This window comes from Arthrobacter sp. Bz4, assembly GCF_003075455.1.
Classification (GTDB): Bacteria; Actinomycetota; Actinomycetes; order Actinomycetales; family Micrococcaceae; genus Arthrobacter_D.
Genome location: NZ_QDAE01000001.1, coordinates 94,709 through 110,167, shown reverse-complemented (window position 1 = coordinate 110,167; position 15,459 = coordinate 94,709). Strand labels below are relative to the sequence as shown.

Annotated in this window: 15 protein-coding genes; 3 read left to right on the top strand and 12 right to left on the bottom strand. The window is 65.1% G+C overall.

Features of this window, described 5'->3' with window-relative positions:
* Positions 1 to 18: 18 nt before the first annotated feature.
* Together DDA93_RS00550 and DDA93_RS00545 are read left to right on the top strand one after the other, a co-directional pair.
* The gene (locus DDA93_RS00550; RefSeq protein ID WP_019482723.1) at positions 19 to 954 is read left to right on the top strand and encodes an SPFH domain-containing protein; all 936 of its coding nucleotides are present in this window, start codon (positions 19 to 21) and stop codon (positions 952 to 954) included.
* A gap of 211 nt (positions 955 to 1,165) precedes the next feature.
* Positions 1,166 to 1,513 carry an RNA polymerase-binding protein RbpA gene (locus DDA93_RS00545; RefSeq protein WP_024477045.1) on the top strand — a complete coding sequence of 116 codons (348 nt, stop codon included), beginning with the start codon at positions 1,166 to 1,168 and terminating at the stop codon, positions 1,511 to 1,513.
* 156 nt (positions 1,514 to 1,669) lie between these two features.
* On the opposite strand, the gene DDA93_RS00540 is transcribed toward DDA93_RS00545, so the two are convergent.
* The 7 genes from DDA93_RS00540 to DDA93_RS00510 all read right to left on the bottom strand — a co-directional run bounded on the left by DDA93_RS00540 (position 1,670) and on the right by DDA93_RS00510 (position 10,502).
* Positions 1,670 to 2,401, bottom strand: coding sequence for a polyprenol monophosphomannose synthase (locus DDA93_RS00540; RefSeq protein WP_024477044.1), 732 nt, complete (start codon positions 2,399 to 2,401; stop codon positions 1,670 to 1,672).
* Between the two features lie 411 nt (positions 2,402 to 2,812).
* Positions 2,813 to 4,471 (bottom strand): amidohydrolase family protein, encoded by a 1,659-nt coding sequence (locus DDA93_RS00535; protein WP_116777810.1) that lies wholly within the window; start codon positions 4,469 to 4,471, stop codon positions 2,813 to 2,815.
* Between the two features lie 32 nt (positions 4,472 to 4,503).
* On the bottom strand, positions 4,504 to 7,326 hold the full coding sequence (locus tag DDA93_RS00530) for a DEAD/DEAH box helicase (protein WP_116777809.1): 2,823 nt from the start codon (positions 7,324 to 7,326) through the stop codon (positions 4,504 to 4,506).
* A gap of 55 nt (positions 7,327 to 7,381) precedes the next feature.
* Positions 7,382 to 8,167 (bottom strand): twin-arginine translocase subunit TatC, encoded by a 786-nt coding sequence (gene tatC, locus DDA93_RS00525; RefSeq protein ID WP_019482719.1) that lies wholly within the window; start codon positions 8,165 to 8,167, stop codon positions 7,382 to 7,384.
* A gap of 60 nt (positions 8,168 to 8,227) precedes the next feature.
* The gene (gene tatA, locus DDA93_RS00520; protein ID WP_019482718.1) at positions 8,228 to 8,527 is read right to left on the bottom strand and encodes a Sec-independent protein translocase subunit TatA; all 300 of its coding nucleotides are present in this window, start codon (positions 8,525 to 8,527) and stop codon (positions 8,228 to 8,230) included.
* A gap of 63 nt (positions 8,528 to 8,590) precedes the next feature.
* Complete coding sequence (locus DDA93_RS00515) at positions 8,591 to 8,929, bottom strand: hypothetical protein (protein WP_026041066.1); 339 nt, start codon at positions 8,927 to 8,929, stop codon at positions 8,591 to 8,593.
* A gap of 61 nt (positions 8,930 to 8,990) precedes the next feature.
* A complete protein-coding gene (locus DDA93_RS00510; RefSeq protein WP_279325238.1) occupies positions 8,991 to 10,502 on the bottom strand; it encodes a WYL domain-containing protein in 1,512 nt (503 codons plus the stop codon).
* A gap of 11 nt (positions 10,503 to 10,513) precedes the next feature.
* On the opposite strand from DDA93_RS00510, the gene DDA93_RS00505 reads away from it, so the two are divergent.
* The gene (locus DDA93_RS00505; protein ID WP_116777806.1) at positions 10,514 to 10,960 is read left to right on the top strand and encodes a hypothetical protein; all 447 of its coding nucleotides are present in this window, start codon (positions 10,514 to 10,516) and stop codon (positions 10,958 to 10,960) included.
* A 78-nt stretch (positions 10,961 to 11,038) separates the two neighbouring features.
* Here the strand turns inward: DDA93_RS00505 and DDA93_RS00500 are convergent, their stop codons facing one another.
* From DDA93_RS00500 to prcB, 5 genes are all read right to left on the bottom strand, one after another.
* The gene (locus tag DDA93_RS00500; RefSeq protein WP_019482715.1) at positions 11,039 to 11,434 is read right to left on the bottom strand and encodes an FKBP-type peptidyl-prolyl cis-trans isomerase; all 396 of its coding nucleotides are present in this window, start codon (positions 11,432 to 11,434) and stop codon (positions 11,039 to 11,041) included.
* 42 nt (positions 11,435 to 11,476) lie between these two features.
* Positions 11,477 to 12,403: an FKBP-type peptidyl-prolyl cis-trans isomerase gene (locus DDA93_RS00495; protein ID WP_162148043.1), complete on the bottom strand. Its 927-nt coding sequence runs from the start codon at positions 12,401 to 12,403 to the stop codon at positions 11,477 to 11,479.
* 135 nt (positions 12,404 to 12,538) lie between these two features.
* The gene (pafA, locus tag DDA93_RS00490) at positions 12,539 to 13,900 is read right to left on the bottom strand and encodes a Pup--protein ligase (RefSeq protein ID WP_019482713.1); all 1,362 of its coding nucleotides are present in this window, start codon (positions 13,898 to 13,900) and stop codon (positions 12,539 to 12,541) included.
* Positions 13,900 to 14,631 (bottom strand): proteasome subunit alpha, encoded by a 732-nt coding sequence (gene prcA, locus DDA93_RS00485; protein ID WP_026041065.1) that lies wholly within the window; start codon positions 14,629 to 14,631, stop codon positions 13,900 to 13,902. The genes pafA and prcA overlap by 1 nt, the downstream gene beginning before the upstream one ends.
* 2 nt (positions 14,632 to 14,633) lie before the next feature.
* Positions 14,634 to 15,458 (bottom strand): proteasome subunit beta, encoded by an 825-nt coding sequence (gene prcB / locus DDA93_RS00480; protein ID WP_019482711.1) that lies wholly within the window; start codon positions 15,456 to 15,458, stop codon positions 14,634 to 14,636.
* Position 15,459 lies beyond the last annotated feature (1 nt).

The following is a 15,459-nucleotide window of genomic DNA, read 5'->3' as shown; positions in this document are numbered from 1 at the left end:
CTACCAAAAGGGGAACATATGCCTACCGACGCAGGGGCAATCGGACTGACAGTCGTCCTGATTGCCCTGATCATTTTCGTTCTGGTCGTGCTGGTGAAGTCGGTGCGAATTGTCCCGCAGGCTCGCGCCGGTGTGGTGGAACGGCTCGGAAAATACCAGCGAACCCTCCAACCCGGGTTGACCATCCTGATCCCTTTCGTGGACCGGCTGCTGCCCCTGCTGGACTTGCGCGAACAGGTGGTGTCATTCCCTCCCCAGCCCGTCATCACCGAAGACAACCTGGTGGTTTCGATCGACACGGTGGTCTACTTCCAGGTCACTGATCCTCGGGCGGCTACCTATGAGATCGCCAATTACATCCAGGCCGTGGAACAGCTCACCACCACCACCCTGCGCAACGTGGTTGGTGGTCTGAACCTTGAGGAGGCCCTGACCTCCCGCGACCAGATCAACGGCCAACTGCGCGGAGTGCTTGATGAGGCCACTGGTCGCTGGGGCATCCGGGTATCCCGGGTGGAACTGAAGGCTATCGACCCTCCCCTGTCCATCCAGGACTCGATGGAGAAGCAGATGCGAGCCGAGCGGGACCGCCGCGCAGCCATTTTGACTGCCGAGGGAACCAAACAGTCGCAGATCCTCACAGCCGAGGGCCAGCGACAGGCCGCCATCCTCGCCGCGGAAGGTGACGCCAAGGCGGCCATTCTCCGCGCCGACGGCGAGTCGCAGGCCATTCAGAAGGTGTTCGATGCCATCCACAAGGGCAACCCGACCCAGAAGCTCCTCGCCTATCAATACCTGCAGACCCTTCCCAAGCTCGCCGAAGGATCGTCCAACAAGCTGTGGATTATTCCCAGTGAGGTGGGTGAAGCGCTCAAGGGTATCGGTAACGTCCTGGGCAACGCGACCGCTGATGCGCCCGACGGCGATAGCCCGTCCCGTACCCACAGCGCCTGACACCGTAGAAACCGGACGGCTGGCTCGCGTCGGCTGTTCGGTTTCTTTTTGTGCCCTGCCCCAGCGTATAATTGGGTGTTTGCCGTACTTTCGCTGGTCAGATCGGGAACAGACGTCACGTCCACAGCGTTATGTAAGTGGCAGGTTGCGGTAGCCACTACCGCACCATCATCCGCCGTTACGGATGCCAAATTGTTGAGTAGGAGATTACATGAGCGATCGTAGCTTGCGCGGTATGCGCCTCGGAGCGCAAAGCATGGAGACTGAATCCGGTGTTGAGCCAGCTCCACGGCAGCGGGTTGAATACCGTTGCGGAGACGGCGAGCGGGTGTTCGTCACTTTTGCAGCGGAAGCTGACGTCCCACCGGTCTGGGTTTCCAAAACCGGTAAGGAAGCGTTGCTGGTGGACGGGGAACGCCCCGACACCTCAGGTGACAAGCCAGTACGTACTCACTGGGACATGCTGCTGGAGCGTCGCAGCATGGACGAGCTGGAGCAGATCCTCCAGGATCGGTTGACCATCCTGCGGGAACGCCGCGGAGAGCGCCAGTCCGCCTAGCAGTACAGGAAGTTGGAAAAGCCGGGTCAACCCTCAGGGTCAGCCCGGCTTTTTCGTGCCCGCCAGCCCCAGAAGCGGCCCCGACAGCAAGGATTGCCGGAAGGAACCGGCAACCCTGACACTGCGGGCTGTTTCTGTCCTGGCGGGTTGTGGAAGCTACTTCTTGTCGCGCGAGGTCAGTGCCCGCCACCGTGCGGCGAGTCCCCACCGGGTGACGTTGGCAATGGCCTCGAGGACAATTCCGCCACTCATCTTCGATGCCCCGAACTCCCGTTCCACGAAAGTGATCGGCACCTCAACAATTTTCAGGCCCAGCGTAGCCACCCGGAAGGTCATGTCCACCTGGAATCCGTACCCCACCGAGTCAACGGTTGTCAGCTCAACCTTTTCGAGGGTTTCCCGGCGGAACGCACGGTAGCCTGCGGTGATATCCCGGACATCGATGCCCAGCATCAGCCTGGAGTAGGTGCTGCCGGCCCGGGAGAGCAATTTCCTGCGTCGCGGCCAGTTCACCACGCTGCCGCCGGGGACCCACCGCGACCCAATGACGAGGTCGGCGTCAGCCACCTTGTCGAGCAGGGACTGTAGCTGCTCGGGTCGGTGGGAGCCGTCAGCATCCATCTCGACCAGTACGTCGTAGCCAGCGTCCAGCGCCCAGGTGAATCCCGCGATGTACGCGGCTCCCAGACCCGCCTTACCCGTGCGGTGCAGGACATGGATCTGCGGGTCGGCACCTGCCAGGGTGTCGGCGAGCCCGCCGGTACCATCGGGGCTGTTGTCGTCCACCACCAGGACGTCGGAGTGAGGTACGGCCCGGCGCAGTCGTTCGACTGTCAGGGGAAGCGACTCGATCTCGTTGTAGGTGGGAATGATGGTGACGACTCGCACTCAGGCAACCTTCGATCACGTAGCTGATACGCCGTGGCGCACGGATCCCGGGGCCCGGAACCAAACGCCCAGTATATTGGATGCCCGCGTGGGACAGAAAAAGAGCCACCAGGCCGATCGAATCGGGATGCCGTGGAGGGTCGGGTAGATCCGCGCGCCTTCGGGCCAGCACGGATCCAAGAATCACAGCTGTTTTCTACTGACGCGCGAACCTACCCGTTCCGGGGTACCGATGCCGTGACGCGCGGCGAGGCCCACTGAAAAACGGTGGCTGCCTAGGACCTGCGTTGAATCGGCTCGGTCGGGTCAGTGAATCTTCTCTGAGTTCCTGACCCGTTGACTCCACAGCTTACGTGCTGTGGAGCGAGTGTCAACAGCCCCCTGACCTGCGTAAACACTTGTTTGTGCAGGTCAGGACACGGACCGTAGGGGCGATGAAATTTCGTTGAAACCTGGGGCCTGGAACAATTGTCGGCCCCGATGGACCGTCTCAAGACACACCGGGTCCGCGCCGGTATCGAGGGCAGGAAGGAGCGGTGTCCCCGCCCTGGGGTCGGTGCTCCACGATTGCACCCTGCTGTCAGCCGTCTGCACCATCAGCTCCTCCACCTCCCACACGGCGTACGACGCCGGAGCACCAGGGACAAGCTGGCCCAACAACGGGTGTCCCGTGCCTACGGCCCGCCAACCGGCCCGGGTGTGGGCGATGAAGGCTGCACGAGCGGAGATCCGTTGCGCGGGGTTGTTGTGCATCACACTCGCCCGGAGGGTGGCCCACGGGTTGAGGGATGTCACGGGGCTGTCGGAACCGAAGCACAGCGGGACCCCTGCCGCCAGGAAGCTCGCGAACGGGTTCATCCCGGTCATCCGCGCAGCTCCGAGGCGCTGGCTGTACAACCCGCCAGCAGCACCCCAACGCGCATCGAAGGCCGGCTGGGCACTGACGGTGACCCCAAAATGCACCAGTCGGGCGATAGCCTCAGCGTCGGCGAGTTCGACGTGTTCCAGGCGGTGGCGTGCCCGCCGGACCGCCTCGATACCGTGGGCATCGGCTGCCAGGGCGAGACCCTGCAGGACCACGTCCAGGCCGGCGTCCCCAATGACATGGAACCCTGCCTGCATTCCTATGCTGGTGGCGGCACCCAGATGCGCTGCGACGGTGTCGGCCTGGAGGAAAACCGAACCCCGATGGACGTCATCGGCATAGGGTTCCCGGAGCGCCGCGGTCCGGGACCCAAGGGAACCGTCCACGTTGAGGTCTCCGCCGATGCCAGCCAGGCTGCCGCCGAACAGGTCCAGCACCTCCTGAAGCTCGGTGACCGACGTAACAGGCTGTCCCCAGTACGGCAGGATCTCCGGGAGCTGCTCCCCCAGGGGGTCCTGGCCGATCCGGAGCAATGCCTGGAGGTCGGCGACCGGTGAGATATGGGGCGCGCCCATCTCTGCGACCGCCACGATTCCGTTGGCTGCGGCCCGCCGGAGCGCAGCGCTCTGGTAGGCGGAGCGTTCGCCGTCGGCCAGATCGCGCGAGGCCAGCCGCGCCGTGACGTGGGCGTCGCGCACCACGAAGCCGTTGTCCCAGCCGTCGAGGTTCGCCAGGTCCAGCGCAGCTGCGAGGGACCCGGAAACCACCGCCGAATGAACATCGGCGCGGGCCAGATAGACGTGCTTACCTCCGCCGGCTGCGTCCAGTTGCCCGGCGGTGGGGACCATGCGCTCCGGCCACCGCGACTCATCCCAGCCGTGCCCCAACACGGTGCTGACGCCGGTGCGCGCCGCCGCTGCGACCCGGTCCAGCAGGTCAGTGATGCCGGTGCAGGAGGAAAGGTCGATGGATTCCAGGGCCAGACCGGTCTCTGTGGTGTGGACGTGGGAGTCCACGAAGCCCGGGGTGATGAGGGCGCCGGCCAGGTCAACGACGGTCATGGTGGCATCGGCCAGCGATTCGGCCGCATGCTCGGAGCCGATCCAGGCGACCGTGTCGCCGTCGACCAGCATCGCGGTGGCGAACGGGTCTGCGGCGCTATACACGGAGCCGTTACGGTACAGAATTGGGCGGGTCGGGGTCATTCGTGCTCCAGACAGATGGTGGGCATAAGTGGTTAGTCGCTGATGGCCGAGTAGGCCACCACACCGCGACGGATCAGGCCAATCGCGTCGATAAACAGACGGCGTTGGCCGGGAGGCAGATCATCAATTTTGGCGAGCTGATCCAACAGGTCCACCACCTGTTTGGTCCATCTCACGAAGTCGCCGGCCGCCAGTTCGGTTCCGCTCAGCGCAGCCTGCAGGGCCTTGCCCCTGGCCCACTTATGCATGGGCCAGACGAGACCCAGCTCGGGTTCACCGGTGACCGGAAGCTTGAACTGCTCCTCCAGATCGGTCAGGGCTGACCACTGGCGGACGACGACGTCGATCGACGGGTCGAGTGCGACGCCGGGCATTTTCGGGCGCAGGCCGCGTTCTTCCCGTTTGGCCTGGTACACCAGCACCGAGGCCAAAGCGGCGGTCTCAGCGGCGTCGAGTCCTTCGAAGGCGCCATGCTCGAGGGAGAGCGCGATCAGCAGGTCCTTCTCCCCATAGACCCGGCGCAGCTTACGGCCGGCAGCGGTGATGGTGGTCCCGGACGGGGTGTCCTGCAGGTACCCGTAGTGCAGGAGGACGTCCGACACCCGGTCGAAGGTTTTTGCGATCGTGTTGGTGCGGCCCCTGATCTGACCGGCCAACCGGTCAGTCTCGCGGCGCAGCTTCCACCAGCGTTCAGCCCACCGGGCATGCTGCTCCCGGTCGCTGCACCCGTGGCAGGGGTGGGACCGCAGCTTGCGTCGCAGCTCTGCGATGGCGGCCTCCTGGCGCTCGGTGGCACCGGAGAGGAAACCGTCCTGGCCGGGACCGCGACGGGGTGGACGCTTGTCATGGAGTGCGTTCCGGAGCGACGAACTCAGGTCCCGGCGGTCTTTGGGGCTGCGGGCGTTGAAGTTTTTGGGGATCCTGATGTGGGAGAGAACCTCAAGGGGCCCGCTGAGGTCCTGCACCCCGACCCGACGGAGCTGCTTGTCTTCGGTGAGGACCGTTGGGCGGGGCTCCCGAGAGGTGTCGGAGCTGAGGACCACCGCATAGCCCTGGCTGCGTCCTGCCGGCACGTCGACGACGTCGCCGGGTCGCAGCATTTCGAGCGACGAAGCCGCCGCCGAGCGCAGGCTCCGCGAGTTGGTTTTCGCTGCCCGATCCTCCAGATCGGAAATTTCACGGCGAAGCCTCGAGTATTCGGTGAAGTCGCCGAGATGGCAGGTCATGGACTGCTCATAGCCCCGCAGCGACTCCTCACGGGTCCGCACCTGTTTCGCGAGTCCCACCACCGACCGGTCCGCCTGGAACTGGGCGAACGAGGTTTCGAGGATCTCCCGGGATCGGTGCTGGCCAAATTGGGCGACGAGGTTGATGCTCATGTTGTAGGTGGGCCTGAAGCTCGAGTTCAACGGGTAGGTCCGCCGGGAGGCGAGACCCGCCACGGCTCCCGGGTCCGTCCCCGGCTGCCACAGTACGACGGCGTGCCCTTCCACATCAATGCCGCGTCGGCCAGCCCGCCCCGTCAGCTGGGTGTACTCCCCCGCTGTGACGTTGACGTGCGCCTCGCCGTTGAATTTGTCCAACTTTTCCAGCACCACCGAACGGGCTGGCATGTTGACGCCGAGGGCCAGGGTCTCGGTCGCGAACACCGCCTTCACCAGTCCCAGCGCAAAGAGTTTCTCCACCACTTCCTTGAAGGTGGGAAGCATCCCGGCGTGGTGGGCTGAGAAGCCCCTGATCAGGCCCTCCCGCCACTCCCAGAAACCGAGGACGGCCAGGTCCTCGGGCGGCAGGTCCACCGCCGCTTCGTCGACCCGCTGGCTGATGATTTCGCGTTCCGGTTCGGTGGTGAGCCACAGACCGGCGTCGAGGCACTGGCTGACCGCCGCCTCACACCCGTTGCGGGAGAAGATGAACGTGATGGCTGGCAGGAGACCGTCCCGGTCCAGGGCACTGATCACCTGTGGCCGGGTGGCACGCCTGACCCGTGACGCTGCCGCTGGCGGCCGCTTCGCGGGCCCACGGCCCCGCCGTGACCCGCCGCCCGCTCCCCACCCGGCACGCTGGTTGAGCCGGGTCTCCGAACTGGCGAGTTCAAGGAGTTCAGGGTTGACCTCGTACCGGTCCTCGGCTCCCGCATCCGGACCGGCGGGTGCGGCCTCGTCGAAGGCCACGTCACCGGCGAAGAGGTCGAGGAGGTTCTGTCCCACCATGACGTGCTGCCAGAGCGGAACCGGTCGATGCTCCGAGACCACCACATCGGTCTGGCCGCGCACCGTATCCAGCCACGCGCCAAACTCCTCAGCATTTGAGACTGTCGCGCTCAGGGAGACCAGCCGCACCTCCGAGGGCAGGTGGATAATTACTTCCTCCCAGACGGCGCCCCTGAAGCGGTCGGCGAGGTAATGCACCTCGTCCATCACCACGTAGCCGAGGTCGTCGAGGGTGTCCGAATTCGCATACAGCATGTTCCGCAACACCTCGGTGGTCATCACCACCACGGCGGCGTCAGGGTTGATTGACGTGTCGCCGGTGAGCAGCCCAACCCGGTCGGCCCCATACACCGCGCAGAGCTCGGAATACTTCTGGTTGCTCAGCGCCTTGATCGGGGTGGTGTAGAACGCTTTCAGGCCCTTCTCGAGGGCCAGGTAGACGGCGAACTCTCCCACCACAGTTTTCCCGGCTCCCGTGGGCGCCGCCACGAGCACCCCGCGGCCGGCCTCGAGACAGACGCAGGCGTCCCGCTGGAATGGGTCCAGGTCGAACCCCAGGGTCTGCTCGAACTGAAACAGTGAAGTGGTGGTGTGTGCGGTACGCGCCCGTGCTAGCTGGTACCGCTCGGCGGGGGAGGTCATACGATCTAGCCTAATCTCTCCCAGCTCGTCACCTGGCAACCAGTCGGGGCGGACGTCAGAGTCCGTCCAGGTCGGATGCTGTGTCGGCGCTGGCCTCCACCTCGGCGTCCTGGGCGGCCCGCCGGCGATCGCGGCGTTTGTCGTTGAGCAGGCACAGCATGATGGCAATGAAGAACAACACCAGCATGGGTGCCGCCAGGTAGAGCATGCCGAGGGCGTCGCCGCCCGGTGCGGCCATCGCCGCGAAGACGCAGATCAGGAAGACGGTGATCCGCCAGGCCTTGAGGATTTGTTTGCCGGTGAGGATCCCCACCAGATTCAATCCGAACAGGACCACCGGCAAAAGGAAGGCGATACCGAACGCCAGCATCAGGCGCAGCACGAACGTGATGTAGGCAGTCACCAGGATGATGTTCGAGAACCCGCTGGGGGTGAAGTCGGTGAGGACCCGCACCGCGTTCGGCAACACCAGCCAGGAGAGGTAGATGCCGGCCAGGAACAGGGGAACGGCGACGGCGATGAAAGAGAGCGCCACGCGGCGCTCCTTGGTCTTCAGTCCGGGGGTAATGAAGGCCCAGAACTGGTAGAGCCAGACGGGGCTGGCCAGGATGATTCCGATGAAGACCGAGACCTGAACCAGGAGGTCGAATGGTGACGCGACCCCGTCGAAGTTCAGGACGGCTTCCCTGCCCTCCCTGGCGTTGAGGTCCAGGATGGGTTCGGAGAGAGCTGTGAGGACCGGGTTGTAGATGAAGAAACCAACAACGGTGGCCACCACCAGTGCAATGCCCGATTTGATCAGCCGGTTTCGGGCCTCTTTCAGGTGCTCCCCGAGGGCCATCCGACCCTCGGGGTTGGATTTGCGGCTCCTGCCGCTCACCTTTGGCACCGCCCGCTTACCCTAGGGTGTGCGGGAGGTCGGATCGGCTGACCCTGGTGGATTGTGCTGTCCAGGTGCGGCCGTCCCGGTCTGCTCCGGCTGGTCGGTGGCGGTGTGCGCCGGAGGAACAATGCGTCCTTCAACCGGGGAACCCGGTTCAGATGCGTCGTTCGGGTTGTCGTCCTTCATCTGCTTCACCTCGGACTTGAAAATCCGCAACGACTGGCCAACACTGCGGGCCAGTCCGGGCAGCTTCGGGGCACCGAAGAGCAGCAGGGCGACGACAATGATGGCAACTAGTGCCCAACCTTCAGGTCTCATAATGAAATCCTTTCATAGTTCTCAACCGGGGTAACGCTGGTAGGTGATGCCCCGGTTGGGGTGTCACACGTGGGGGAGGTCTCGAAGGCTTACCGGCTGTCCGCGGCCAACCCTGCGCCGAATCCGGCGTTCCCGGCGGTAGGCGACCCGCAGTGCCTTGGCCTCGGCGCCTTCGTCCCGGACCGTTCCCGGATCCCTGAAGACCGCGATGCTGGGCTCCCTTACGGCTCCGTCCGCGCTGGTGGGCGGGTTGGTCGTCCGGTCCAGCACCTCGCTGGCGTGCTCAACCTCTTTGAGGAGGGCCTTGACCTTCCGGAACAGGAAGTAACCGAGCGCGGCCAGTACCAACAGGGTCAGCGCCAGCAGGGCCACCCAAATCACAATCCACGTCCACCAAGGCATACCCCCAAGTCTAAGGGAGCCGGGACGGCAGCGGGGACAGCTGGACCCGCCTCGACCGAGGTCAGGGACGGTTCGCCAGGGCCGCAGCCAACCACACCGAGCACTCGCGTCGAAGTGACTCGGGACCGGCGACAGCGGCAGCTCCCCCCAACCTGCTGATGAGGCCAGGAATCCACCCCGTGGTGGCCACCCTGATTTCCGCAGCAAGGCGGCCATCAGCGAGTTCCTGGGTTCGCTCGGCGGCGTAGTGTTCAGCCACCCATCGGGCCGGCGGGTGCAGCAGCAAGGTGACAAGCTCATCGCCGGGCGTTGGCCGGAACAGGACGCCGTCGTCGCCGTCGGCTTCGGGCTGCCGCCCGGCGTCCACCGGATCAGTGGTGAGTCTGACGGCCTGCATCCGGTCGAGGCGGAAGTTCCGGACCGACCGGGCGCTGGTGCACCACGCCTCGAGGTACCAGCTATCGTGCCGGGAAAATGCCCGGATCGGATCGACGGTGCGCTGGGTAACCTCGTCCCGTGTGGGCACCAGATAGGTCAGTTCCAGGCGGACTTGGGACCGGAGGGCTTCCTGGACGGTTTCAAGGGTTGACCCGACCGCTTCCTCGGTCAGGGTCGCGGCGATGGCACTGCCCGCACGGCCGGCGTCGCCGGCCGCCTGGGTGAGCTTGGCGTGGGCGGTGGCTGCCGCTGAGCCCGGGTCCAGTCCCGGTAGCCGCCGGAGGGTATCCAGGCCGACGATGAGGGTGCAGGCCTCATCAAGGTTCAGGCGGAGCGGTTCGGCCAGGTTGTCGGCATTGCTGAGGAAGATCCGGTCCTCGTCGAGGCTGACTTCGATCAGCCCATCCGGGTAGTAGCGGGGGCCGCTGACAAACAGGAGCTCGAGGTCGGCGGCCAGGTGCGTGCGGGTAACGCCAAAGTGGGCGGCCGTCTCATCCATGTCCGCGCCGGGATGATCGAGCAGGTACGGGACCAGGTCGAGGAGGCGGCGCAAATGAGCATCAGCCGAGGTCTTGGGGCGGGCCGGTCGGCGCGCTGCCTTGGTGAACTCGAGGTCAGGGAACGGCCCGTTCTGGGTAGCGGCGGCCTGGGTGAGCTGCTCCCCCGTCAGGGCCACCAGCTCCGGTGGTGCGATCGCCCGCGCCCGCGGGCCGAAGGCTGCAATATCGGCTGCGGTTTCGCCGGTGTCACCGTACGGAAACCGGAGCAGGTCCCAGCCGTCGCTGGCACCGTCGCTCTGCGCACCGCGTCGGGTACGCAACAGGTGGCAGGTGTCGGGCCGGACAGCGACCACCGCTTCGAACGGCTCGTGGGCCCGGTCGAGGGAGGCCAGCGAGGCAAGCATCGTGAAATCTTCGGGGACGTCAAAGGATCCATCGAGCAGGACTGGCGCGGTGGTGATGCGGGAGAGCCTGAAATACCGCTCCTCACCCCGGTCAAGGTCACGGCCAACCACATACCAGTGCCCGTAGCGGCTACCCATGCCCCAGGCTGAAGCTGTCGCTGTTCCTCCCTGCCGGTGCTCGCCGCGCGATAGCCGAACGAGATGGGCCGGCGGGAGGTGGTGGCGCGCCAGACCTCATCCCAGTGCGGTTCGTTGGTGCGGATGCGCGGTTCCACGAGCATGGCGGCTGCGTCCTCGCGGGCAGCACCGCGATCCTGGAGCTTCCGCAGCGCCCGGGCGGCGGCCGAGTCGAGGGTGGCGACATCCCACATCCCGGCGGCGAGGGTCAGCGCAGCAGACTCCTCGGCGGTGAAGGTGACCGCCGGGAGACGGTATTCGGCGGCGTCGATCCGGTAACGCCGAATCGAGTTGTCGTGGTCGAACGCCGGGTCGTCGCTGAACGACTGGACGGGGATGCCCTGTTCACGCAGCATGGCCTTGTCCCGGTCGAAGAGCTTTTCCCGGGCGGCGGGGGTGGGCGCCCCACCGTAGAGCTCTATTTCGTGGAACAGTTCCTCTTTGGAGTAGCCACGCTGGGTGGAGAGCAGCAGCATGACCAGGGAGAGAAGGCGTTCGGTTCGTTTAGCTGACACGTTGGAAAGAGTACCCGCATGAGGAGGGCCGGGGCACACTGCGCCCCGGCCCTCATCATGACGTGCGTGTCCTGGTTAGCGCAGACCCATCAGGTCGACGACGAAGATGAGGGACTCACCGGGGGCGATCGCTCCACCAGCGCCACGGTCCCCGTAGGCCAGATTGGCGGGGATCTCCAGCCGGCGGCGGCCGCCAACCTTCATTCCGAGGAGGCCCTGATCCCAGCCCTGGATGACCTGGCCAATGCCGACCTTGAAGTCGAGTGGTGCACCGCGGTTCCAGGACGAGTCGAATTCCTCGCCGGTGGAAAAGGCGACGCCGACGTAGTGGGCGGAGACGGTGTCGCCAGCCTTGGCTTCCTCGCCGGAGCCCTCAATCAGGTCGGAGATGACCAGTTCGGTAGGTACGTCGGTGCCGGGAAACTCAATTTCGGGCTTGGTGCGGGCGGTGCCGTTGGATCCGATAGACATATTTCTCCTCTAAGTGGTGGTGGTTGGCGGGGGCGGCCGGAATTACTCGGCCGTCACCTTTTCGACGATTTCTACGTAGAACGCCAGGGTGCCGGAGGGGCGTCCCTCCGGGGCAGGATCCCCGTAGCCCATCGGTGCGGGGATGACGAGCAGGACTTTGCTGCCGACCGTCTGGCCGGCCAGTCCCTTGGTCCAGCCCTCGATGACGCCGGAAAGCGGGAACTCGATCGGCTCGCCACCGGGGTAGCTGGAGTCGAACTGCTCTCCGTCTTCCCAGCGCCACCCGGCATAGTTGGCAGCGATGGTGTCTTCTTCGGTGATCACTTCACCGTCGCCGGCTTCGAGAACCTTGATGACCAGGTCATCTGAGGGTTCGTTGTCGGGAATCTCGATGACAGGTGCGTCGTCGTCGTCAAACGTGAAGGTGGGAAGCTGGCCGTCGGCGTCGAGCTCTTCAACGGCTTCGGGGCTGAGCACCTCGGGCACCGGTGGTGCTGCCTCGGCACTGAGTACCTGCATCACGATCAGCTGCTGGGGCTCTTGGCCTTCGATCACATTGGTGTAGGCGATCTGCGACCCGATGGTGGTGCCCACCAGCACTTCGTAGAGTTCAGGGTCGTCTTCCTGCAGTTTCTCGATCAGGTCGAGGGTCTGCGGCTCGGCGGAATAGGTGTCGCCGAGGACTGAGCCGTCCTCGGCGTTCAGACCCACCAGGTGGAAGGAGACGCGGTCGCCGTCGGCGATTGGCTCGCCGTCGCCGGCGGTGATCGTGGCAGCGGCGGGGCCGGTCACGTCCAGCGGTGATTCGAAGGTCACCTCAGGAGCTTCCTCATCGGAGCCGCCCTCAACCCGGACGGATTCAAGGATCGCGGCGTCACCGGCGGTCTTCAGTTCAGCGTCGCCGGTATCACCGCCGCAGGCGGACAGCACTAACAGGACGGGCAGAGCAAGGGTGAGAGCTTTTCGCACGGTGCTTCTTTCGCAGGTGATCGGTGGCGCGTGCCGTGGGGGCCGCAGGAAGCTGGCCATTTTTCGTGAATGAACCTATCCAGCGTAACGGTTTAGGGCCGGTGGTTTCTCCCGTCGAGCAGTTTCACCGGGGATTCACAGCTGGGCGAGCAGCGCTTCGACCCGTTCGTCGACCGATTGGAAGGGGTCTTTGCACAGGATGGTTTGCTGGGCGCGGTCGTTGAGCTTCAGATGCACCCAATCGACGGTGAAGTCCCGGTTGGCGTCCTTCGCGCGTCGGACGAATTCCCCCCGGAGCCGCGCGCGGGTGGTCTGCGGTGGAATGTCCACGGCATTTTTGATGTCGACGTCGGTGACCACGCGCTCGGTCTCCCCCCGCTGCTGGAGCAGGAAATACAGGCCGCGTTCCCGGGAAATGTCGTGATAGGTGAGATCCAGTTGTGCCACCCTCGCGGACTCCAGGCCAAGACTGTGCCGGTCCCGGTAGCTGTCAATCAGCTTCTTCTTGATGGCCCAGTCAATCTCACGGTCGATGAGCCGATGGTCGCCGGTGCCGATTGCCTGCAGGGTCCTCCCCCACAGCTCGAGGATCCGTTCAACATGCGGGGTGTGGGCCCCGTTCGTTTCCACGAACTGGCGCACCCGCGCGAGATATTCCTGCTGCATGTCGAGCGCGGACATGGTGCGTCCACTAGCCAGCTTCAACGGCTGGCGTCCGGTGAGATCGTGGGAAATTTCCCTGATGCTGCGGATCGGGTTTTCCAGCCGGAAATCCTTCATGATGACGCCCGCCTCGATCATCCGCAGGATCAGGTCAACCGATCCCACTTTCAGGAGGGCGGTGGTCTCGGACATGTTGGAATCGCCGGCGATGACGTGGAGTCTGCGGTAGTACTCGGCGTCGGCGTGCGGCTCGTCCCGGGTGTTGATGATGGGCCGCGACCGGGTGGTGGCCGAAGACACACCCTCCCAAATGTGGTCGGCACGCTGGGAGAAGGCGTAAAGCGCGCCGGTCTGGGTTTTGAGGACCTTACCGGCACCGACCAGGAGCTGCCGGGTGACGAGGAACGGGATCAGGATGTCGGCCAGCCGGCTGAACTCGAGCTTCCGGGGAATGAGGTAGTTTTCGTGGCTGCCGTAGGAGTTCCCCGCCGAGTCGGTGTTGTTCTTGAACAGGTACACCCGTCCGTCGTAGCCCTCCTGCGCGAGCCTGCGCTGCGCCTCGGCCACCAGATCCTCCAGGATCAGCTCGCCGGCCCGGTCGTGCGCGATGAGCTGGGCGACGTCGTCGCACTCTGCCGTGGCGTACTCGGGGTGGGAACCGACATCCAGGTACAACCGGGACCCGTTGGTGAGGAACACGTTGGAGGAGCGTCCCCAGCTGACCACCTTGCGGAACAGATACCGGGCCACCTCCTCGGGTGACAGCGGGCGGGAGTTGGGCCCCGAGTAGGCGATGCCGAATTCCGTTTCGATGCCGAAAATCCGGCGGTCCATCAGAGGCCGTCCTTCCCGAAGCCCAGCATGTCTCCCACTTCGGTGGGAAGGATCCGCCGGAACGCCCGCCGGGCGCCGCGGGTGGTCAGCGGGTCCCTATCCAGGACTGCAACCTCAAGGGTGTCGGGGTTGAGGCGCGTCCGGGGAGCGCCGGTCGCGCCGCCGCCGTGCCGCAGCGCATCCACCGCGGTCCTGACCGCTTCCGCGAAACTATGCTCGGCGTCCCACTGATCGGTCAGGGCGTCACCGACGGCATCCGCCTGCCCGCCCATCACGATGAACCGTCGTTCGTCGGCGATCGAACCGTCGAACGTGAGGCGGTACAGGTGGTCAGCGTCGGTGCGGGGCCCTACCTCGGCGACGGCCAGCTCCACCTCAAAGGGTTTGCTGTCGGCGGTGAACACTGCGCCAAGACTTTGGGCGTAGACACTGGCCAGCCCGCGGGCGGTGACGTCTTCCCGGTCGTAGGAATATCCCCGCACATCGGCGTAGCGGACACCCGCCTGGCGGAGGCTCTCGAACTCGTTGTACTTCCCCACGGCGGCAAAAGCGATGCGGTCATAGATTTCGCCCACCTTGTGCAGGGACGGTGAGGGGTTCTCGGCGACCAGTGCAATCCCATCGCGGCAACTGAGCACCACCACCGATCGTCCGCGGGCGATCCCTTTCCGGGCAAAATCGGCCCGGTCCTTGGTGAGCTGCTCAGGCGAAACGTAGAACTGTTGTGTCATGCTCATGCCTCCCGTCCTGCCACCGAGCGCGAGTCGATGACCTGCGCGGCAGCCAGCGCCAGCTCCCGCTCCGGAATCCGGCGGGCGCCAGCACTATTGACCGTGTACACCACCGGCCACAGCTGGCGGACGACGTCGGGGCCGCCGGTCGCCGAATCGTCGTCGGCCGCGTCGTAGAGGGATTCGACGGCGACCCGAACCGCGCGGTCCTCGTCGAGATTCGGTTTCCACAGCTTCTTCAGGGCGCCCCGGGCGAAGGCAGCGCCGGAACCGACGCTGTGGTGTTCCTGCTCCTCATAGCGACCGCCCGTCACGTCGTAGGAGAAGAGCCTGCCGACCCGCTGGACGGTGTCGAAGCCGGCGAAGAGGGGGACGACCGCCAGCCCCTGCAGCGCGAGTGGGAGGTTGGCCCGGATCATTGCTGCCAGCCGGTTGGCCTTGCCATCGAGGCTCATCAGGGTGCCCTCGATTTTTTCGTAGTGCTCAAGCTCCACCTGGAAGAGCCGCATGATGTCGAGCGCTATTCCGGCGCTACCAGCAATGCCGAGTACGGAGAACATGTCGGCTGGGAAGACTTTTTCGATGTGCCGGCTGGCGATAATGTTGCCCATCGTGGCGCGCCGGTCACCGGCCATCAGGACGCCGCCAGCGTACGTCATGGACACAATGGTGGTGGCGTGCGGCGCCACCGTCGCGGCGCTGGCCGGGGTCAACCCTCCGGCCGACCGGCTGGAGGGCAGCAGATCGGGGTGGTTCGACCCCAGATACCCGCTGAACGACGTGGAGGCTGCACGGCCAATCGACGCGGTAGCGTCTTCCGGAATCATT